Here is a 20,214-nt window from a genome sequence, read left to right as displayed (position 1 = left end):
AGATAATGCAAAAATATTTACTAAATGTACTTGTAGTTTTTTTTCTATTTATACTAGCTGGTTGTCAGTCAAATCGAGCTACTGATACCTTCTTTAGTCCTTTGGCACCATTAGTTACTCCAAGCGCCAATTTGGCTCAAACAGTACAAGAGGCTTTAATGCGTAGTGATGATCCTGCAATTGCACGCGTACATGTCCAAACCCGACAAGATGTTGTTGTTTTATCCGGTTATGTTAAAAAAATTCGCCAAAGTGATGTAGCAGAGCAGATTGCTCGTCAGGTTCCTGGTGTTCGTGCTGTAGAAAATAATATTATTATTCGCCCATAAGGTTTCATGCTCTCCATTTGTACTATATTTAAAAAAGGTTAAGTGTGTTCAAATGGAGAATAAAATGGCTGACCTAATTCACAATGCTTTACCTACGCCAAGACGCAAGATTATTTGTATTCATCCGGAAGACTCAGTAAAAAAATGTATTAATCTCATGTCAGAAATGGATATAGGAGCCTTGGTTGTGGTAGATAATGACAATCAACTCATTGGCATCGTTGGAGAGAGAGATATAGTACGATCTTGTTTGCATAAATGTGTTAATTTGGAAACAGCAAAAGTAGCGGACGTAGTCTATAAAGAAGTGACGATTCTAAGTCCTAACGATCATATAGAAAAAGCGATGCAAGTTATAACTGCAACAAAAAGAAGACATGTGTTAATTCGCGATGAAAATAATGAATTTATTGCTATTTTGTCAATTGGTGACTTGCTCTATCATTTGCTAGAAGATAAAGCAAGAGTTATAGAGCAACTCGAAAATTATATTCATACCTATTAACAGAGTTGATTTAATAGTGTTATATTAATTTCATTTTAGTGCATACAACCTTTATGAAAACATTATTTAGATTGTTGTTCACTTTCTTAATGATTTGTGCTCATGTTTCGGCAGCTGATTTATCATCTTCGTGGTATTCTAAAAATGCTGATAACAAGGTTATTATAAATGTTGAAATGTTTCTCTCATCTACTTGTTCTCATTGTAAAAAAGCAGATGCGTTTTTCAGCGAATTAGGACAAAACTCTCCCTATCTTCATATTCAGCGTAACTTTATTAATCAGGATAAAGATGCACTAATTCGCTATAGCCAATTATTAAACGCGCAACAAATAGATGATTTTGCGGTTCCTTCAATCTATTTTTGTGATTCACGTTGGGTAGGTTTTGACTCCGCTTCAACTACAGGAAAAGATTTACTTGCAGCGATTCAATATTGCAAACACCAAATTGAAAGTAAAGGCAGTTTAACAAAAACTACAGTGAATACATTGAGGCATTGGGCCAATGCTAATCGGTTTAATAGTGGGATGATAGAAAAGCCTTCAGCATTACGTTACACGCTTACAATTGCGTTAATGGATTCTTTTAATCCTTGCTCCTATTTTTGCTTTGCAGGATTTCTGGCTTTTCTTTTAATCTCTGAGGAGCGAAAGAATAAAATTATTGCTAGTTTATTCTTTATTGCTTCGGTAGCGCTTGTTCATTATTTTCAACAAGTATACACCAGTGATTATTTTGCATTACTCCCTTGGTTGCGGATTCCCGCCACATTATTAGGATTAGGGACGATTTATTTTGTGATTCAACATTACAAAAAACAATCAAATGATGTTTTATATTGTTCATTGGCGGTTTTTTCAGGATTAATTACTACGATTTATCAACAAACTTGCGTGATGAATTGGTCTACCATTTTTGAGCAATGGATAAATAATCAACATTTTTCTAATTGGCAAATCAATTTATATCAGTTGATTTATCAAGGGACGTACATACTTCCATTAATAGTGATTTTATTTATTTATTTGGCCTTATTGAAGCTAAAACGTTTTGCCGTGTTAAAGGCCAGATTAGCTACTATGGGGTTATTATTTTTGATTGTTATAGCATTATGTCTCGTTATATATCCTTTCCTGTTGTCTCATTTAACCTTCTCTTTATTGATTTTGTTTATTTTAGCTGTTTGTAGCTTCTTTATAAATTTGACTTGATCTTATTTTGATGATTTGGGATTATCAACATTCTTTGTTTTGTACGTATTTGCCACAGTTTAAAATCTTAGAAAAGTGATATTCGCATGCAAATTAATGCATACGGTATAGCTAAGTGAAATTGTGTTAAATAGCACTCTTATCTTTAGGTGAAAACATGAGTAAGCCCATTAATATTCCCGTTGTAGTTGAAAGTGGACAAAAATATAAAACCTCTCATGGCGTAACAGCAATAAAGGATGGTGTGAAATCAACTGGGCAATCTTATGAGCGATTACCTAAGCCTAAATGGTTGCGGGTAGTGAATCAAATTACTCCAGCTTATAACCAAGTAAAAGAACAGGTTCAAAAACACCGTTTGGCTACTGTTTGTGAGGAGGCAAAGTGCCCCAATATTGCTGAGTGCTGGTCGCATGGAACCGCAACAATTATGTTAATGGGGGCAATATGTACTCGTGCATGTCGCTTTTGCTCTGTAGATACCGGAAATCCTCATGGCTGGTTAGATCCGCATGAACCTGAAAATACGGCAAATACCGTTGCTTTAATGAATCTTGACTATGTTGTTTTAACTTCAGTAAATCGAGATGACTTGTCTGATGGTGGTGCGAATCATTATGCGCAAACGATACGCGCTATAAAACAACGATCTCCCAAAACCAAGGTGGAAGCCTTGACCCCAGATTTTCAGGGAGTAGAACAAGATATTGCTTTATTATTGGATAGTGGTGTCGATGTCTTTGCACAAAATGTAGAAACAGTAGAACGGCTAACTCATCCTGTGCGCGATAATAGAGCAGGTTATATGCAAACATTGAGTGTACTTGCATTTGCGAAACGTTATCGACCTGATGTATTAACTAAAACGAGTTTGATGCTCGGCCTAGGTGAAAGTGATGAGGAAATTGTACAAACCATGGATGATTTACGTAAGCATCATGTCGACATTCTTACTCTAGGACAATATTTACAACCCACAAAAATCATTTACCAATCGCTCGTTATGTTACTCCGGAAACTTTTGCTGAATTAAGACAAATTGGCTTAACGAAAGGCTTTTTCGAGGTCGCTTCTGGCCCTCTGGTTCGCTCAAGTTATCGTGCTGATAGAATATTTAAACAAGATAATTTAGGTTTGGATAATTAATGGAGATTAACTTAAAATAATGCCTTTATTTCTCATTTTCTTTTGTAAGAAATAGGCACAAAAATACATCATTACTCCTAATCCCATCGCGCTGATACCCAAAACTAAATAATAGTTTTTATAGTAGGGTAAGCTTTCTAAAGGGGAGTGAATGGTATTTGGTATCGCAACCCAAGCAGCAATTCTACCTGATATCGCATGAGCCAAAGAACTTGCAAGATACCAAACTCCCATTGCAAAAGCGATGGAGTTTTGATCACAGTATAAACCTACCATGCTGAGTCCAATAGCACTGACCCATAGCTCTGCGATGGAGATAAGAATATAAGTGAGTGCAATGTAATTGCCATTGATGATTCCAGTTTGTGACCCATAAGCAGCAAAAGCCATTACTAAAAGAGCAATACCGGAAAGCAAAGTTCCTGAGGCAAATTGGTACGAAATCGTGAAGCGAGGAAATAGCTTATAAAAGCGTGGAAGCTGGCTACCAATTGCCAAAATAAGCAAAGGATTAAGTATTTGATAATGAGCAGGAGAAACAGTTAAACCAAACATATTATGATCGGAGTTATTTTCAGCAAATAGAATTAGAGTGCTATTCATTTGGTTATAAATGACAAAAAATACTACCGCTTCGACAATCAGCAGGAGGGCAATTAATTGCTTATGGCGTACAAGCCCTTGGAGGGATAATGTTTTTTTTAAAAACCAGGTAATCCCAATAACACAACCAAATCCAATAATAATACTTGCTATATAGACATGAGAGTAGGCATACAAGGTCAGCAAATAGATGGCGACTATATAAGCTGTTAAATGTAACATGCTTTTTCTTGAGAATTTAGATAAATCTTTACCCCAGATAACATTTTCATAAATAGGGTAACGTTTGGCAAAATTTAGTGCGGCAATCGATTTACCTATAAACGCTATAGTAAGGATTGATAGAGGTCCATAACGACTTTCCAGAAGTAGTGGGGCGATTAAAGTAGCTAATAATGCGCCCACATTAATCGCAATGTAATAATAGGTCATCGCTGATTTTGCTTTAATCGCATTATCTGAATAAATATGAGAAACCATACTAGAAGAGGTTCCCATTAAAAGTGAATTAGTAGCAGGCACAAAGGCATATGCAGCAATAAAAAAGGTATCGCCAAGAGAGCTCACAGTATATCCACTGAGCATAATAAGCAGATAGGCGCTAGCTAACATGATACTACCAAGGAGAATAGACCGCCTAATTCCAACCACAGTATCCGCCATATAACCACCCAACATCGGCATCAAATAACCCATTGCGTGCGCTACACCAATGAAAGCATAAGCTTTGGCTTGATTGTAACCCAAACCTTGGGACCACACAGGGCGTGTTAAAAATAGGACTAATATGGTATTAAGAGCATAGACAGAAAATTGGCTCCAAAAGGTAATAAATATGATGTTATGGGCTTGTTTTTGTCGTAGGGCCAATTCAGGCAAGTAATTTTTCACCCCTTGAGAAATCATTGCTCGAACCTCATCTTATGAAAGATAATCATCAGATTATCATTTTCTGGCAAGAACCACATCAATAATATGAGTATCATGATAGGGAAAAGTAAAAATTTTACTAAATAATCGTTTGAGTCGTTGAATTAAGAATGTTTTTGGCAGCATACGAATTGATAATGTATTGAGAAACCATGTTCCTTCAATACCAAAATGTGCTAACTCATCGATTGTGTTTAGAGTGATGGGGATTTCCAAACGCTGATGAGCAATCACTTCGAATTGATTCTGTTTAAATGCAAGCATTAATTCATCATTATTTGCTGCAACAGTCGTATTTTTACAATAGATTTGTAATAGTGTCCAACAACACTACTTAAAATAGAGCCTGTACTAATGAACTCTGCTAAACATTGTTGCGCAACGGGGAATGAATCATAAGTAGTTGTGATCATTGAAAAATGTCCATTCGCTCGGGTTAATAATTTTGCTTCATTAAACAATACGTTGATTGGAATATAAGCATTAATAAAGTGCGCTAGAATCAAGTCTTGGCTGTGGGGGGGAGAAATTTATTTGCTTGTGCCGCGCTGCCTTCAATTGTGATCAAAGATAATGCATCGCGAGCACGTTTTAACATTTCCGAAGAAACATCGATTCCAGTAAACTCTGCTTGTGGCATAATTAGCTGAAGCTTTTTGAGGAATGTACCATCACCAACACCTAAATCAAGGACTTTATAATGAGGTTTTATCCCCAAACAAAAGTTCTTCATTTGTTCTATTGCTGTTTGATGGCTCTGGCTAATCGCTCCGAAGCGATTGGCTATTAGATAATTATCAGCGATGTCGTTATACATGGCCTTTAAGGACATGCAAAATTCCAATTTTTAAAAAAGGGTTTGGTTAGTATATCTCTAAATTAGGGAAATTGGCGACAGATGATTGAGGAAATTTATCTTAATTTGTTGTAAATCTTTGTTATCATAGCACTAAATTAGCTTTTAGGTTGAGTCATGTCAAAAATATTAATTACTGGGGCAACTGGCTTTGTAGGAAAAGAATTAATTCCTGCACTTATCCAGCTAGGCCATGAAGTGCGATGTGTTGTATCTAAAAAAGTAGAGTGGCTTGAGACAGAGCAAGTTGTCATGAAGCGATTAGAATTCGAAACTGACTGGAGTGAAGCGCTTGTAGGAATTGACGTTGTCATTCATTTGGCAGCAAGAGTGCACATCATGAAGGAAAAGACAAAATCAGTACTTGATGAGTATTACAAAATTAATTCTATTGCTACCAAAAATCTTGCTGAGCAAGCGGCTAAACACCAAGTCAAACGTTTTATATTCTTAAGCTCTATTAAAGTCAATGGAGAGTTAACGGTAGATGGCGCATCATTTTCTGAAGAAACCAAGGCAGCACCGGAGGATCCTTATGGACAAAGTAAGTTGTATGCGGAACAATTTCTGCATGAAATTAGTCAAAATTTCCCCCTGGAAGTAGTTATTGTCAGACCACCTTTAATTTATGGTCCAGGGGTTAAAGCTAATTTCTTGAAAATGTTGCAGCTTGTTAGAAAAAGAATCCCATTACCTTTTGCGAGTGTGCAAAATAAGCGTCATTTTATCTATATAGAGAACTTGGTTTCTGCTTTGAGTATTTTAGTAACTCATCCTGGAGCTGCAAATCAAACCTACTTAGTAGCAGATGAAGATTCGTTGTCTGTACCAACCTTGATGCGCCTTATTGCGAAAGAGATGAACACTCGAGTTTGGTTAATTCCTTTTCCTGTTCCGGTTATGCGATACATTTTTCAATTTTTAGGGATGCGAAATCTTAATACACGTTTATTTTCATCTTTAGAAATAAACAGTAATAAGATAAAATCACAATTGGGTTGGACCCCTCCTGTTAGTTCTGCCGAAGGATTAAAAAAAACTGTTGCATGGTATCAAAGTGAATTTAACTCTTAGTTTCTTTTTTTTAGTATTTTCAATAGCATTGACTAAGTTATATTGTATTGTTGCCCAAGATACACTTCTTATGGACCAACCAAATAACCGTTCCATGCATTCTGTACCTACAGTTAGAGGAGGAGGCCTCATTTTTATTAGCTTGGCGCTAATTTCATTGCCTGTTCTCAGTTACATAACGCATACTTTCTTTGAAGAGCAATATATTTTTCTGCTTTGTACCTTTGTTCTTGCCGCAGTAAGCTTTTTGGATGATCTTTATCATTTATCAGTAAAAATAAGATTTTGTACTCAAAGTGGAATTGCTTTATTAGTGGCTATTTTTATGAGGCCTGCGCAATTAGACTTGGGGATTCTTATTCATTATTCGTTTTTCATTATTCCCTTTATATTTTTTGCAGTGATTTGGGCTATTAATCATTTTAATTTTATGGATGGAATTGATGGCTTTTGCGCAGCACAAGCCATTTTTTTATTAAGCGCATATGCTATTTTTTTTGGGATGAATGATGCTTCATTTTATCAAGATTTCTGTTTTATTCTTATCTTTAGTCTTATAGGTTTCTTATTTTTCAATTTCCCCCCTGCGCGTTTGTTTATGGGGGATGTTGGAAGTGCTACTTTGGGACTGATTACATTTTGCATTGCATTAATTGCACAACAAAAGTTCAATATAGCTATTTTATATTGGTTTATACTCAATGGATTGTTTCTTTTTGATGCAAGTGTTACTTTAATACGCAGAGTATTTCAAAAAGAAAATTGGTCCCTTCCTCATCGAAAGCATGCTTATCAAAGATTAAGACAATCAGGAGTCAAAGTTTCAACAATTTTATTAGGCCAATTGTTCATGAATATTTCTTTTCTAATTCTGGCTTTATGCATACAAATGCACATTGCTCATTTTAGTTTAATAGCTCTACAATTTGGCTTGATGCTGCTTATTTATCTATTAATCGAAAAAAAATTACCTATGTATTCTGCTGTTCCTTCATGAGTGCACTTTGAGTAAATTACGAATTAGGACAAAAAAATAAGATTTTAAAAGATTTCTTAATACTCTGTTAAGAATCACAGTGTAAAATTAAATTCGTACGACAAGTATTGCTTTGTTTCTTAGTAGTTTCGTAGCTATCAAGAATACCATGGAAGTTCTGTGGAGGGATAGGTAGCTGCTTTGTTAGGGAGATTTTCTATGTTAATTTTGACTCGGCGTATAGGTGAAACCTTAATTATCGGGGATGATGTAAATATTACCGTGCTCGGCGTAAAAGGTAATCAAGTTCGCTTAGGTATTAATGCACCAAAAGATGTATCCGTTCACCGTGAAGAAATTTATTTGCGTATACAACAAGAAAAGCAATCAGATGAATCTGAAGAAACAGTATAAATTGATTTCCTCGCAGCTCATCCGGTCCCGGGTTCATAATTAGACTTGGGACAAACCTTAATTTGATTGTTTTACATTGATCTCTGAACCTGCTTATACTCTAAAGTTATTATTTCTATAAAATCTTTTAATGACTGTTTCAAGAGTAAGATTCATTTTGAAAAAGTAGACTCATCGAAGTTAATAAACTCACTCAAGTGAGATTTATGATGCGATCTCTACGGAGTATGTTGCTTATGCAGTGATGTATCCCCAGATGAAAGGCAACGTTTTTGACCGGATTCCTCTTTCAGTATCAATTGACCTAGTTGATTAATTCCACAAGCGACCCCGGTGAATGTATTTAATGACTGTGTTACTTTGATGGTTTTCCCAAATAAATAATCTGCTTTGTCCCATGCATGCATAAAACTACTCAAATCATTATGAAAAAATTGAATTAAATGTCGTTCTAAATTAGCGATCAGCTTTGCGATTAAGAAATTACGATCAAAATGCTGCTGAGTGATTTCATATAAAGAACACCAGGGACTATCAGGAAGAGGATTTTTTTTTGTATCTGTATTAACATTCAAGCCAATACCAATGATGACTTGAATAGTACTATTAGATTCTGTAATGATTTCAATCAAGCTACCACATAATTTTTTATCATTCCATAAAATATCATTCGGCCATTTGATTTTGATATTAGTTGATAATTTAAGTTCATCTAAAGTGGCTAAAACTGCCAAACTTGTTACTAGGCTTAATCCAGAAAGTTTCGTGAGATCGTAGTTTAGATTCCAACGGCTGGAGCAGTAAATATTTTCTCCAAAAGGAGAATGCCATTGCCTACCAAATCGACCTCTACCATGAGTTTGAATTTCGGCACAACAAATATCAATACTATTTGAGATAGGTAACTCTTTCAAATAACGGTTTGTCGAATCAATAGATGTGAATAGATGCAAATTAAATGGAGTTACTAATTTTTCCAATAAAAAATACGCGTTAATTTTTTCTTTGTTTAAAAGAATTAGTTGATTCAGCAGTTGATAGCCCTGATTGGGAAGACGTTTTATAGGGATTCCTGATTCGATTAAATGGTTAATTTGTTTCCATATGGCGGAGCGTGTAATACCCAAAGCAGCACCTAGCTCTGAACCACTATGACAGAAACCATCCCCAAGTAACTGTAATAACGCAAGTTGTGACGAAGTAAAATGCATAAGATTTTATACCTAAAAAATCAAGAAATCATTTTGTGGTAATTGAATAAGTCCATGTCTGATTTCTCGTACTGTAGGGTGATGACACAAGGCACCGCTGCATGCTATTTCAGGCATAAAAGAGCGCAATTGCCAGGTTATATGATGCAATGGGTCATCTACTAATTGCTTCGTGGGCATTGAAGTAGGGACGCTAAACTCCTTTGTTGGATATGAAAGACCTAATCCACATGCTTTAATAAAAGCCTCTTTTTGGGACCAAACATGAAAAAAAACAGCAGGTTTCAACGCTTGAGGTACTTTAATAAATTCCTCGTATTCTTGTTCTGAAAATAAACTTTTTGCTATACCTTTATAAGGCCGAGCAGAATATTTTTCTATGTCTACGCCCATAGGGAAGCCTTTTCCTACGGCTAAAAGAGCCAAGTCTTCACTATGACTGAGATTAAATTGCAGCCTGGCTGAATTGATAACCTCTGGTTTCCCATGTGTATTATAAGTAAACTCAATGTGTTCGGGATAAATATTTAGGTACCTCGCTAAAATGATTCTCACCATTGTTCGAGCTGTAGAGAAACGTCGTTTGTGTCTGCTAAAATAAAATCGATCAGCACGAGCTTGCTCTTCTGAGTTTAATAATTGATATGTATTTTTTAACTCATTTGCTAATGAAAATTGCCAAAGATCAATACGAGCTTCATTTAAAATACAATTTTGTGTGTTTAAAGGGTTAAATTCTGTGATGATCATATTTTGTTAAAATCTGGCATCAATTAACGGTTAAGGTTATCATATACCATGATATTTAATTCACCAAAAGGTATTCAATGAGCCGACAATTTTTGGATTTTGAGCAACCCATCGAAGAGTTAAATCAGAAAATTGAAGCACTTCGAATGGTTGGTAATGATAATGAAGTAAATTTAAGTGATGAAATAGTTCGACTTCAAACAAAATGCTCTGAGCTAACTGCTCAAGTATTCTCCAATTTAGAGCCGTGGCAAGTTGCTCAAATGGCAAGACACCCACTTAGGCCACAGACTACTGATTATATCGAACGTATTTTTACTGATTTTCAAGAGTTACATGGTGATAGAAGCTGCTCTGCAGCTCCAGCAATTATTGGAGGCTTAGCACGCTTAAACGGTGAGCCAGTAATGGTGCTAGGTCATCAAAAAGGAAAGCGTACCAAAGAAAAAGTATATCGTAATTTTGGGATGGCCCGTCCAGAAGAATATCGAAAAGCTTTACGCTTAATGAATATGGCTGAGAAATTTAAATTACCTATTTTTACTTTTATAGATACGGCAGGAGCCTATCCTGGAATAGGGGCTGAAGAGCGAAATCAGTCTGAAGCAATAGCTCGAAATCTTTTTGTAATGTCACGACTTAAAACACCCATTATCTGTGTGGTAACTGGAGAAGCAGGTTCTGGAGGTGCTTTGGCAATTGGTGTAGGTGATCGGATATTGATGCTGCAATTTGGAATTTACTCAGTAATTTCACCTGAGGGCTGTGCTTCGATTCTTTGGAAAGATGCATCTAAAGCCAGTGAAGCTGCGCGGGCCATGAGAATTACTGCAGATAAAATTTTAGAAAATAAGTTAATTGATATAGTAGTCCCTGAGCCATTAGGTGGTGCTCATCGTAATGTCGATGAAATGGCTACACGTTTGAAAAATATTTTGGTTAATGAGTTGCACACATTAAGAAAAATGCCTTTAGATCAATTAGTTGAAAGCAGGTATCAAAAATTTATGGCGATGGGGGCATGTGATTAAAGCTTTATTAAGCACGGAATGGGTTTTGCGTCTCAAGCAGTTTAATCAATTAATTGTGGGGTTTAGTGGGGGGCTTGATTCGACTGTACTTTTGCATGCTCTTGCTGCCCAACCGCCCCTATTCAATAAGATAGTTGCAGTACATATAAACCATGGTATCAATGCAAATGCCCATTTTTGGCAAGAACACTGCAAACAGTTTTGCCAGAAATGGGGTATTTTTTTTAGGTCACAATCCGTACAATTTGATCGCTCAGCCAATATTGAAGAAAGAGCGCGAATTGCACGTTATTCCGTATTCTCCACTTTGGTCAAAGAACAAGATTGCTTAATATTGGGCCATCATTTGGATGATCAAGCGGAGACTGTCTTATTACAATTATTTCGAGGAGCAGGCGTTGATGGTTTAGCCGCCATGCCTGAACTTGCCGAATTTGGGCTTGGGCGGCTTGTGAGACCTTTTTTACAGAATTATCGTCAGCAATTGGAACATTATGCGTTTTTGCATCAATTAAATTGGGTTGAAGATGAGAGTAATTGTGATATTACTTATTCTCGAAATTATGTGCGTCAAGAAATTATACCGTTGTTGAAGAATAAATGGCCTAAAGTAGTGGGAAATATCGCACGAACGGCAAGTCATTGCCAACAAGCGCAAAGAAATTTGGATGTATTGGCAATGACTGATCTTTCCTTGAAAGAAATAAAAAATAAGCCTCTTTCTGAGCATGTTCTTTCAGCAGAGCTTGGAATGAGGATTAATGGTAATGAGAGAGATAAGAGTCAAAATATTTTAGCTGATAAGGCGTTAGCTATTGAACCACTTAAAAAATTAAGTTTCGATCGAATAGTGAATATTTTGAGGGTTTGGTTGAAAAAAAATCAAATACAATTGCCTTCAACGATTACATTTCATCGTTTGATTCATGAAGTTATTTTTTCCAGTCAAGATGCAGTTCCTATAGTAAGTTGGGGAAATACTTGCGTTCGTCGTTATCAAAATCATCTTTATTTGAATAAAAAAAATAGATGCAATTTACCCTCTGAGATAGAGTGGACAGAATTTCCTTTGCCATTAAATGTAGGTAATTCGGAAATTAAACTAATAGCTCAAAAGGCTAATCAAGGTTTAATCATTCCCCAGAATGTAGCACTATTTATTCGATTTAGGCGAGGAGGAGAGGATTTCTTTTGGCATGGCCAGACGAAACGTTTAAAAAAACTTTTTCAGGAGTGGGGGATACCGCCTTGGTTAAGAGAGAGAGTTCCTCTCGTTTATTTTGATGATATTTTAGCTGCGGTTGTAGGTTATGCAATAAGTGATTTATTTTTTACTCAAGATTCATCTAATGCTTGGGTTTTTAAACAAGTGATTTCATAGACTTTATTTCATTTGTGAAGGCATCGAAATTAGTCGAAATTACTTTTTATATACCTAATCGTATTTATTTTGATTAAGTGTGTTTCATTTTTTATAATGAAGCAACTTATTATTAATTAATTTTTATTATGAAAAATATCGCAGAAATTAAAGAACTTTTAGCTCAGGTTGATAAACCAGGCACTATTTCAGAAGACCTGATGGCATTTTTCTTGCACCTAAAAGAAAAAACGCGGCTTGAAAAAGGAGGAGATGGCTTTAATGCGTTTGCAATGAGTACTGATGAACTTGATGAATTAGCTTATATCATTGATCAAATGATAGAAAACTGTGATGAGGATATGCGGTTTCAAATTGCTATTTCAAAATGGGATGGTAGTGCTCATTTAAATCATTGGTCCTTTTTAGAGTTTGCTTTCAAAGCAAAAGAACGTCCTACATTAGATATTTTAGTCTGTGATCCTTTGGGCTTTGTACAATCGCTAGTATTAACCAATTTATTAGCCAATCAGATGGAGTTCGGTCGTTTAAGTAAAATATGCAATCTCCACGTTTATGTACCTACAGATGTTTTACAAAATGCTGGTCGTGGGTGTGCTTATTTTACGACAGATAGTATCGCGATGTTATCAAATCAAAATAAATACCACCCAATTTATGCTTATATGCGCACTCATCAGCAGAAAGAACAAGAACATGTGGCAAAATATACTTTGGAAACCTATCGCGATGCTGTAGCTATGTGTTACACCAAGGAAGAACTTCAAGACATGTATGATTTCAATTTAATAGTAGGCCCTTTACCCGTTAGGCTTTTACGTACTAAACAATCTGTTCCTTCCTTGGAGAAAGAAGTGCGTGATTCAACGGAACTTCGTGATGAAGTTGTAAATACTAAAGGGGATCGGGCTTGGAAATCAATTGAAAAGCACTTGTTTTTTGTTGAAGACCGTACAGGACTTCTACAGCATAGGAATATGAGAGTGAATCAAAAAATGGAAAAGCTAGGCGAAAAAATACACGAAATATCCTCCTCATTCAATTCTGAAGAGGATGTGAAGCCATTTAATGAAATGGTAGAAAAACATCGATTGACAGGACTTGCAGCATTAGTGGAGAAACGCTCTAAGCGCGAAGAGCCCTCATTGTCAACACTCTGGTAAATTAACAGCCAAACCTCCCATGGAGGTTTCTTTATAAATACTCTGCATGTCCATCCCTGTTTGCTTCATGGTTTTAATCACTTTATCCAGGGAGATTTGGTGTTGGCCATCGCCTATGAGTGCCATTCGTGTTGCATTAACTGCTTTTACAGCTCCCATCGCATTTCGTTCAATACATGGGATTTGTACCAAACCTAACACCGGATCACAAGTCATCCCTAAATGATGCTCCATTGCGATTTCAGCTGCATTTTCAACTTGGGCTACAGTTCCTCCAAGGACAGCAGTAAGACCTGCTGCGGCCATAGAAGACGCAACACCAACTTCACCTTGGCAGCCTACCTCAGCGCCAGAAATAGAAGCGCCTTTTTTATAAAGGATGCCGATAGCAGCTGCGGTGAGGAAATAAGTATAAATATCTTTACTGCTCATTTTATCATGTGCTTGTTGACAATATTTAAGTACAGCCGGAATAATTCCTGCAGCTCCATTCGTTGGGGCAGTAACAATACGTCCTCCCGCAGCATTTTCTTCATTAACTGCCATAGCGTAAAGATTTAACCAATTCATAATATCGGCTTGTTCGAAGATGCTTTTTACTCCTTTTTGATGCATCAACTTATTATATAAATCTGGAGCGCGTCTTTTTAAATTTAAACCACCGGGTAAGATCCCATCGTGATTGCATCCGTTAATGATGCAATCATCCATTACTTTGGCGATGTCTAAAATACCTTGATGAATTTCTTCCGTACTACGCCAAGTTTTTTCATTAACCATCATTAGTTCGGCTATAGTCAAATTATGTTCACGACAAAGATCTAAGAGCTGAAATGCGGTTGAAAATGGATATGGGGGCGGATTTGTATCCTCCGTAGATTTTGAAAATTCTTCCTCCGTAGTAATAAAACCACCGCCAATCGAATAATAGACTTGTGCTATTAATAAGTTATTTAGTCCATCAAAAGCAGAAAAGCGCATACCATTAGTGTGCTTAGGTAACAGCTCTTTTTGCAAAAAAAGAAAGTCAGTTTGTTCGTTGAAGGGAATATTTCTTTTACCTGCTAAATGGAGAGTATGCGAATTAAGAATTTCCTGCATACGAGGTACCATGGACTCTGGATTTACTGTTTCAGGGGCTTTATTTTCTAAGCCATTTAAAATAGCTTTGTCAGTGCCATGGCCTTTTCCGGTTAAAGCTAGGGAACCATAGAGTTCAATTTTAATTCGTTGAGATTGATCTATGAGTTGTTTGTCTTCAAGTAATTTTAAGAAGGCATTAGCTGCAAGCATAGGACCTACAGTATGAGAGCTTGAAGGACCAATTCCAATCGAAAATAAATCAAATACACTGATGTTCATGGGGTTTAAATCTCTAGTTATAATTAGTGCAAAGTGTAGAGCGATCTTCTTTATTTGTCTATTTTAATTATAGTGAAGTGTGTGTGTGTCATGCTGTCAATATCCACAGAATAGAGATAAAAAAACAGACTCTAGGCTTAATTTAAGACTCTTTATAATATAATTACAATTAATCTGATTTAAGGTCTAGTAATTTCATGCGAATTTAGGCAGAATTATAGAGATATTTTTTTATAATTTCCTATTTACTATTCAAATAATAGGATGATAGGCACAATAGAAAGACTACAAGGGGATTCTTTATGAAGATGAAATTGGTCACTGCGGCCATTATGGGGTTGGCAATGTCTACAGCAATGGCTGCAACTGATGCTACATCGCTTACTACGGACAAAGATAAATTATCTTATAGTATTGGTGCTGATTTAGGAAAAAACTTTAAAAATCAAGGCATTGACATTAATCCAGACGTATTAGCTAAAGGAATGCAAGATGGAATGTCTGGTGCTCAATTGATTTTGACTGAAGAACAAATGAAAGATGTTCTGAGTAAATTTCAGAAAGATTTGATGGCTAAGCGTAGCGCTGAATTTAATAAAAAAGCAGAAGAGAACAAAGCGAAAGGTGAAGCGTTCTTATCTGCTAACAAATCAAAGCCTGGAATAGTAGTGTTACCAAGTGGTTTGCAGTATAAAATTATTGATGCTGGTACTGGTGCGAAACCCGGTAAATCAGATACTGTAACTGTTGAATATACTGGTACATTAATTGACGGTACTGTATTTGACAGTACTGAAAAAGCAGGCAAGCCGGCGACATTTCAAGTATCTCAAGTAATTCCTGGTTGGACAGAAGCATTACAATTAATGCCTTCTGGTTCTACATGGGAAGTTTATGTTCCAGCAGATTTAGCTTATGGCCCACGTAGTGTAGGTGGCCCTATAGGTCCAAATGAAACATTGATCTTCAAAATTCATTTGATTTCAGTAAAAAAAGCAGCCTAATCTCGTGAGGAAATTTTCTTTCTCACCATACTCACTCCCATTTTGGGAGTGAGCTCTTCTTAAGTTGCAAATCCTCACCGCTTTGAGTGATCTTAATGATGAACAAGCGTCTCTTTATTGTTTTCATTTTAGGTTTTTCTTCTGGCTTACCCATGGCCTTAATCAGTAGTACACTGCAAGCATGGTTTGCCTACAGTGGAATGTCTGTTTTTGTGACTGGAACGTTAAGTTTAATCAGTTTACCTTATGCTTATCGTATTTTCTGGGGGCCTATTCTTGATCGTTACTCATTATTTAATTTGGGTAAAAGGCGAAGTTGGATCTTTGCAATGCAATGTTTATTACTTTTTGGTTTTAACTTGATGGCGTGGTTTATTCCAGAACAGCATCCTAAGTTAATAGCTTTGCTCGCATTAGCCTTGGCTTGTTTTTCTGCAACTCAAGACATTGCAATTGATGCGCATCGAGCTGAATATTTACCAATGGCTGAGCATGGTTTAGGTGCTTCGTTAGCGGTATTAGGTTATCGACTTGCTCTGCTGTTGTCCGGCGGTTTTGCCTTGGTTATGGCACAGAAATTAGGTTGGGCTTTTACTTATCGCTTTATGGGTTGTCTCATGATAGTAGGGATGCTTGCTGTCTTTGGTAGTGAAGAGCCAAGTGCAGCCGTCCAACAAAAGAGTAATTTTGCATTATCATTTATAGCACCTGTGAAAGAATTCTTATCACGTCAAGGAGTCATTCCTCTTTTATGTTTTGTTTTTTGTTATAAATTAGGAGAGGCTTTTACAACGACTACTAGTGGTATCGTAATGCCGTTTCTCATTCAAGGACTTGGTTTTTCTTTAGATACTATCGGATATATCAATAAAATACTCGGAGTTGGTTCTATATTGCTGGGCGGATTATGTGCTGGGTTTTTGTTGATGAATTATTCATTGTATCGTTCATTATTCTTTTTTGGTTTGTTGCAGGCATTAACTAATATTTTATTTGTTGCGTTAGCAATAATAGGCAAAAATGTCATTTTATTATCAGTGGCAGTATTTTTTGATAATTTTGCAGCGGGCATGGGCTCTACAGCATTAGTCGCTTTATTTATGCGCTTGGTAGATAAACAGTATACTGGAACTCAATTTTCTTTACTTGTGGCATTATCTACTTTACCTCGCATTATCTCAGGTCCCTTGGCAGCGATGATTCAAATGAATATTGGATGGGTGGGATTGTACCAACTGTCTGTTGTATTTGCTTTGTTTTTTATCCCTTTCTTAATCAAAATCAAAGAACAAACAAAAGAAAATAGGCAAGAGGTAATTTCTATAGATAAGGAAAGGAATTTTAATCCTGCGGGATAAATTGGATAAGAGCGCGCCACTTTTAATGAAATAATATCTCGAATAAGTTTCTCAAGAGACACCTAGGATTGGATTGTTTTTGAACAATACCCTATACTTTAGGAGTTAACCCATAAAAAATAAAGCACAAAATTGGGGTAAATTAACTAATGATGACTTTACAGTCATTGAGACTTCTCACTAGAAATATTCCGATTACTTAGATGAGACTGATAAGTCGTCAAGGGACCTCCTAGAGGAAACCAAATATTATAAATGGATATTTAAACAAGGAGATGTTATGAAAAAGTTAATTATAGGTTTTTTTATTATAGCTTCTTCTGTGGCCTTTTCTGCAACAAAAACTGATTTAAATGCTAAATGGATTTGCACCACTAATGCAAGTAGTAGTGATGTTGCAGGAGATAAAGCTGCAGATGATAAGATGGCTAATACACAAGGCTCAGCAACCGAATCGTTCGCTTTTGCGGTCAAAAACTGTCGTGATTGCACTAAAATTACTTGCGAAACACAAGAGTAATTTTTATTAAATGAAGCTGGGAAAATTTAATACCAGCTTCATTTAAGTACTTGCGATAAAGAATAAGGAAGAACTTTATTGTTATTTAAAGGATAATCAAACAGATAACCTGCTGGGTAATTCTGTATTAGGCAAATTTGAAAAACACTCTAATATCCAGCCTGAAGGTCTACTGAACAAATAATTTAAAATGATTATCAGCTATTACCAGGCTCTGTTGACGTTTGCTCCCCCGATGTCATTAAGTTAAGGAAAGTGTGTTTGAGACTGTAGGTTGGGCCTGGCGACAACATTGAGCCCTGTTGTGGCTTAACCGTCTTTGTTAGAGGCCCAACCTACTTTTTTCTTAACCTAACGGCAGTGTTGTGTCGAGCTAGCAAATGCCAACTGACCTTATTAAAGTTTTTATGAATCTGATTTTATTTATTATTTTAATTCTATTAATATTGGCATTGCGTTCCACATGGACTTGGATCGTAGGTTTGTTATTTATCTAAATGGACACTTCATATTTTGATTGTTATATAATTTTGTACTAAAGACATTAAATAATCATAAAAAATCACCGCAATCTATAAATTTCAGATTGCGGTATCTGTAAACTCAGACGACATAAACTGAATACGAATAATACGTTCACGCGTGGGAGTGTTTATTATTTTCTTCTTTGTCACAACGCATTCCATAACAAGCTCCAATACAACTTGAAAAAGCACTAAGAAAAAATAGAATGAAAAGAATCCATCCACTCCAAGCCAAATGCTGAGGATTGCCGTGCAGTATTTTTTGCTCTGATGAGTTTTGCTGAGAAGAAACAGATACATTTACATCTGCTGTAGAAATCTGTGTAGGTGTCAAAGCCGGATCTAAATTTTCTTGATGAAAGGAAACATAATGCATCATTGGTATGATTAATAAAGCACCCAACATTAAACCCAAACTCCAAGTAATGAATCCATAAATTACACCTCCATGGCAATAGCAATGATAAAATCGTGCTAAATACCCGGTAACAAATCCTGCTACACCCATTGATACGATGGAGCCGATTAATAATCCTAGAATGCCCCCAATTGCAACAACAGTTGTACCCTTAGGAGAGGAAGTATATGCACTTAAACCAATCGCCATACTAAAAATATCAAGCAAAAAGCCTAAACCAACACCAACAAATGCACCGGCAAAAATTGGGGTCCAATGAATATCAGTAATCGTAGTCTTATAACATTTTTGATTGTCCATAATATAAGTATCCTTGATTCTAAAGATGAGAAATTAGCCAAATTAATACTAATAAACTAACCGGAACGCCTAACAACCATGCAATGATATATCCCATGATTTTCTCCAAAATGCGTTGTCATTATCCTTTAAATTGGTATTTTAATTTAAAATTATAGATTAGAAATGAGTAAATTGTAGACAACTAATGGTAATCATGAAGGATACTATTGTTATATAATGTGAGATTTGAAAAGAACAGTACATGCTGATTTTAGCTTATTTCTCCCAATACGATAGAGAGATGATTTTGTTAAAAAATAGTTTTTATGGATTGATCAAATGCTTATATGAGTGTTCATAGCATCATTTTTGTCTGTTTTTCACAAAAACCTGTTTTTTTTAACAGCATGTGAAGCAACATACAAAAATTAGTTAAGTGAGTGCTACAGAAGCTGTGTAAAGACTAGGGTGAAATAAGAACGGCCTTAATCATGCACAAGATTTTTTAACAGAATAAGAGTTTTTTTAGGGGCATTTACTTGGTGTTGGCGTTAGCTGGAACGCTGCCCCCTTTGTAGGGAGCATGATTTTTACATTTTTGCTCTTATTTCTACCTTGTTAGTGCTTAGACACACATCCCTATTTTTGATGGGGTAGAAGTATTTTCGTGAAATGGACAGTCCATTTGGGCTTGTATGTCTGCAATAGTCATATCAATTGCCTTTGAACAAACTTCACTTACGATACGCGCGAAGGCTTTACTTTTATCATCTCCGGGCATAAGTTCGATATCTTTTGCGAACAGATCTTTGAGTTTTTGTTCATCTTGACTGAGTAATATTCTTAAGCTTTCTAAACTTTGAGCCAGAGTGAAAAAGGACTCATTGCGATCTCTTACACCAAAAAATCGAATAGGATTTGTCACTTTTTGTAGATATTCACGATCATCAAAAGGTAATTTAAGCTGATTTAACAGTCGAATACACGTTTTTGGGATATTTCCGTAGATGTTGCAAATGTTTTGAAGATTAAGGCTAATTGATTCAAAAGCAGGAGAAAATATCTTGGGGTCATAATCCTTGTCGTAAGGTTTAAATAATTTCGAGAGAATATTATTTGTTAATTCTACTTTTTTATACATAAAGATACCAAAAATTGATAAA

Annotated in this window: 18 protein-coding genes and 2 pseudogenes; 13 read left to right on the top strand and 7 right to left on the bottom strand. The window is 36.0% G+C overall.

Going from position 1 to position 20,214, the window contains the following annotated elements; all coding sequences use genetic code 11:
* Window positions 1–5 precede the first annotated feature (5 nt).
* The 4 genes and pseudogenes from EL220_RS10640 (at window position 6) to lipA (ending at window position 3,194) form a co-directional block, all read left to right on the top strand.
* Entirely contained in the window at window positions 6–329 is a 324-nt protein-coding gene (locus tag EL220_RS10640) for a BON domain-containing protein (RefSeq protein ID WP_027271204.1), read from the top strand.
* 64 nt (window positions 330–393) lie between these two features.
* Complete coding sequence (locus tag EL220_RS10635) at window positions 394–834, top strand: CBS domain-containing protein (RefSeq protein ID WP_027271205.1); 441 nt, start codon at window positions 394–396, stop codon at window positions 832–834.
* 53 nt (window positions 835–887) lie between these two features.
* A complete protein-coding gene (locus tag EL220_RS10630; protein WP_027271206.1) occupies window positions 888–2,048 on the top strand; it encodes a thioredoxin domain-containing protein in 1,161 nt (386 codons plus the stop codon).
* Window positions 2,049–2,205: 157 nt separating this feature from the next.
* A pseudogene (gene lipA, locus EL220_RS10625) lies at window positions 2,206–3,194 on the top strand (lipoyl synthase).
* 6 nt (window positions 3,195–3,200) lie between these two features.
* Here lipA and EL220_RS10620 read toward each other — a convergent pair.
* A complete protein-coding gene (locus EL220_RS10620; RefSeq protein ID WP_027271208.1) occupies window positions 3,201–4,703 on the bottom strand; it encodes a peptide MFS transporter in 1,503 nt (500 codons plus the stop codon).
* A gap of 39 nt (window positions 4,704–4,742) precedes the next feature.
* A pseudogene (locus EL220_RS19660) lies at window positions 4,743–5,559 on the bottom strand (methyltransferase domain-containing protein).
* A gap of 141 nt (window positions 5,560–5,700) precedes the next feature.
* On the opposite strand from EL220_RS19660, the gene EL220_RS10610 reads away from it, so the two are divergent.
* The 3 genes from EL220_RS10610 (at window position 5,701) to csrA (ending at window position 8,047) form a co-directional block, all read left to right on the top strand.
* On the top strand, window positions 5,701–6,657 hold the full coding sequence (locus EL220_RS10610) for an NAD-dependent epimerase/dehydratase family protein (protein ID WP_027271210.1): 957 nt from the start codon (window positions 5,701–5,703) through the stop codon (window positions 6,655–6,657).
* Complete coding sequence (locus tag EL220_RS10605) at window positions 6,641–7,654, top strand: MraY family glycosyltransferase (RefSeq protein ID WP_027271211.1); 1,014 nt, start codon at window positions 6,641–6,643, stop codon at window positions 7,652–7,654. The genes EL220_RS10610 and EL220_RS10605 overlap by 17 nt, the downstream gene beginning before the upstream one ends.
* Before the next feature lie 198 nt (window positions 7,655–7,852).
* Window positions 7,853–8,047, top strand: coding sequence for a carbon storage regulator CsrA (gene csrA, locus EL220_RS10600; RefSeq protein ID WP_003636647.1), 195 nt, complete (start codon window positions 7,853–7,855; stop codon window positions 8,045–8,047).
* Between the two features lie 218 nt (window positions 8,048–8,265).
* Here csrA and EL220_RS10595 read toward each other — a convergent pair whose 3' ends face one another.
* Window positions 8,266–9,258, bottom strand: coding sequence for a biotin--[acetyl-CoA-carboxylase] ligase (locus EL220_RS10595; protein WP_027271212.1), 993 nt, complete (start codon window positions 9,256–9,258; stop codon window positions 8,266–8,268).
* Window positions 9,259–9,270: 12 nt separating this feature from the next.
* Window positions 9,271–10,008 (bottom strand): 4'-phosphopantetheinyl transferase family protein, encoded by a 738-nt coding sequence (locus EL220_RS10590; RefSeq protein WP_027271213.1) that lies wholly within the window; start codon window positions 10,006–10,008, stop codon window positions 9,271–9,273.
* Between the two features lie 77 nt (window positions 10,009–10,085).
* Between EL220_RS10590 and EL220_RS10585 the strand changes: the two genes are divergently transcribed.
* The 3 genes from EL220_RS10585 (at window position 10,086) to EL220_RS10575 (ending at window position 13,583) form a co-directional block, all read left to right on the top strand.
* Window positions 10,086–11,039: an acetyl-CoA carboxylase carboxyltransferase subunit alpha gene (locus EL220_RS10585; protein ID WP_027271214.1), complete on the top strand. Its 954-nt coding sequence runs from the start codon at window positions 10,086–10,088 to the stop codon at window positions 11,037–11,039.
* A complete protein-coding gene (tilS, locus tag EL220_RS10580) occupies window positions 11,032–12,420 on the top strand; it encodes a tRNA lysidine(34) synthetase TilS (protein ID WP_027271215.1) in 1,389 nt (462 codons plus the stop codon). The genes EL220_RS10585 and tilS overlap by 8 nt, the downstream gene beginning before the upstream one ends.
* Window positions 12,421–12,548: 128 nt before the next feature.
* Window positions 12,549–13,583 (top strand): hypothetical protein, encoded by a 1,035-nt coding sequence (locus EL220_RS10575; RefSeq protein WP_027271216.1) that lies wholly within the window; start codon window positions 12,549–12,551, stop codon window positions 13,581–13,583.
* On the opposite strand, the gene EL220_RS10570 is transcribed toward EL220_RS10575, so the two are convergent.
* Entirely contained in the window at window positions 13,569–14,945 is a 1,377-nt protein-coding gene (locus tag EL220_RS10570; protein ID WP_027271217.1) for an L-serine ammonia-lyase, read from the bottom strand. The two genes, EL220_RS10575 and EL220_RS10570, sit on opposite strands and share 15 nt — an antisense overlap.
* Window positions 14,946–15,247: 302 nt before the next feature.
* Between EL220_RS10570 and EL220_RS10565 the strand changes: the two genes are divergently transcribed.
* From EL220_RS10565 to EL220_RS10555, 3 genes are all read left to right on the top strand, one after another.
* Window positions 15,248–15,949 (top strand): FKBP-type peptidyl-prolyl cis-trans isomerase N-terminal domain-containing protein, encoded by a 702-nt coding sequence (locus EL220_RS10565; protein WP_027271218.1) that lies wholly within the window; start codon window positions 15,248–15,250, stop codon window positions 15,947–15,949.
* Between the two features lie 98 nt (window positions 15,950–16,047).
* Complete coding sequence (locus EL220_RS10560) at window positions 16,048–17,307, top strand: AmpG family muropeptide MFS transporter (RefSeq protein WP_027271219.1); 1,260 nt, start codon at window positions 16,048–16,050, stop codon at window positions 17,305–17,307.
* Between the two features lie 280 nt (window positions 17,308–17,587).
* The gene (locus EL220_RS10555; protein WP_027271220.1) at window positions 17,588–17,827 is read left to right on the top strand and encodes a hypothetical protein; all 240 of its coding nucleotides are present in this window, start codon (window positions 17,588–17,590) and stop codon (window positions 17,825–17,827) included.
* 636 nt (window positions 17,828–18,463) lie between these two features.
* On the opposite strand, the gene EL220_RS10550 is transcribed toward EL220_RS10555, so the two are convergent.
* Entirely contained in the window at window positions 18,464–19,069 is a 606-nt protein-coding gene (locus EL220_RS10550; RefSeq protein WP_027271221.1) for a hypothetical protein, read from the bottom strand.
* 607 nt (window positions 19,070–19,676) lie between these two features.
* Window positions 19,677–20,192: a hypothetical protein gene (locus EL220_RS10545; protein WP_051544733.1), complete on the bottom strand. Its 516-nt coding sequence runs from the start codon at window positions 20,190–20,192 to the stop codon at window positions 19,677–19,679.
* Between the last annotated feature and the right edge of the window lie 22 nt (window positions 20,193–20,214).

The sequence above is a fragment of the Legionella sainthelensi genome, assembly GCF_900637685.1.
Taxonomy (GTDB): domain Bacteria; phylum Pseudomonadota; class Gammaproteobacteria; order Legionellales; family Legionellaceae; genus Legionella; species Legionella sainthelensi.
This window is presented reverse-complemented; position numbering and strand designations above follow the sequence as displayed.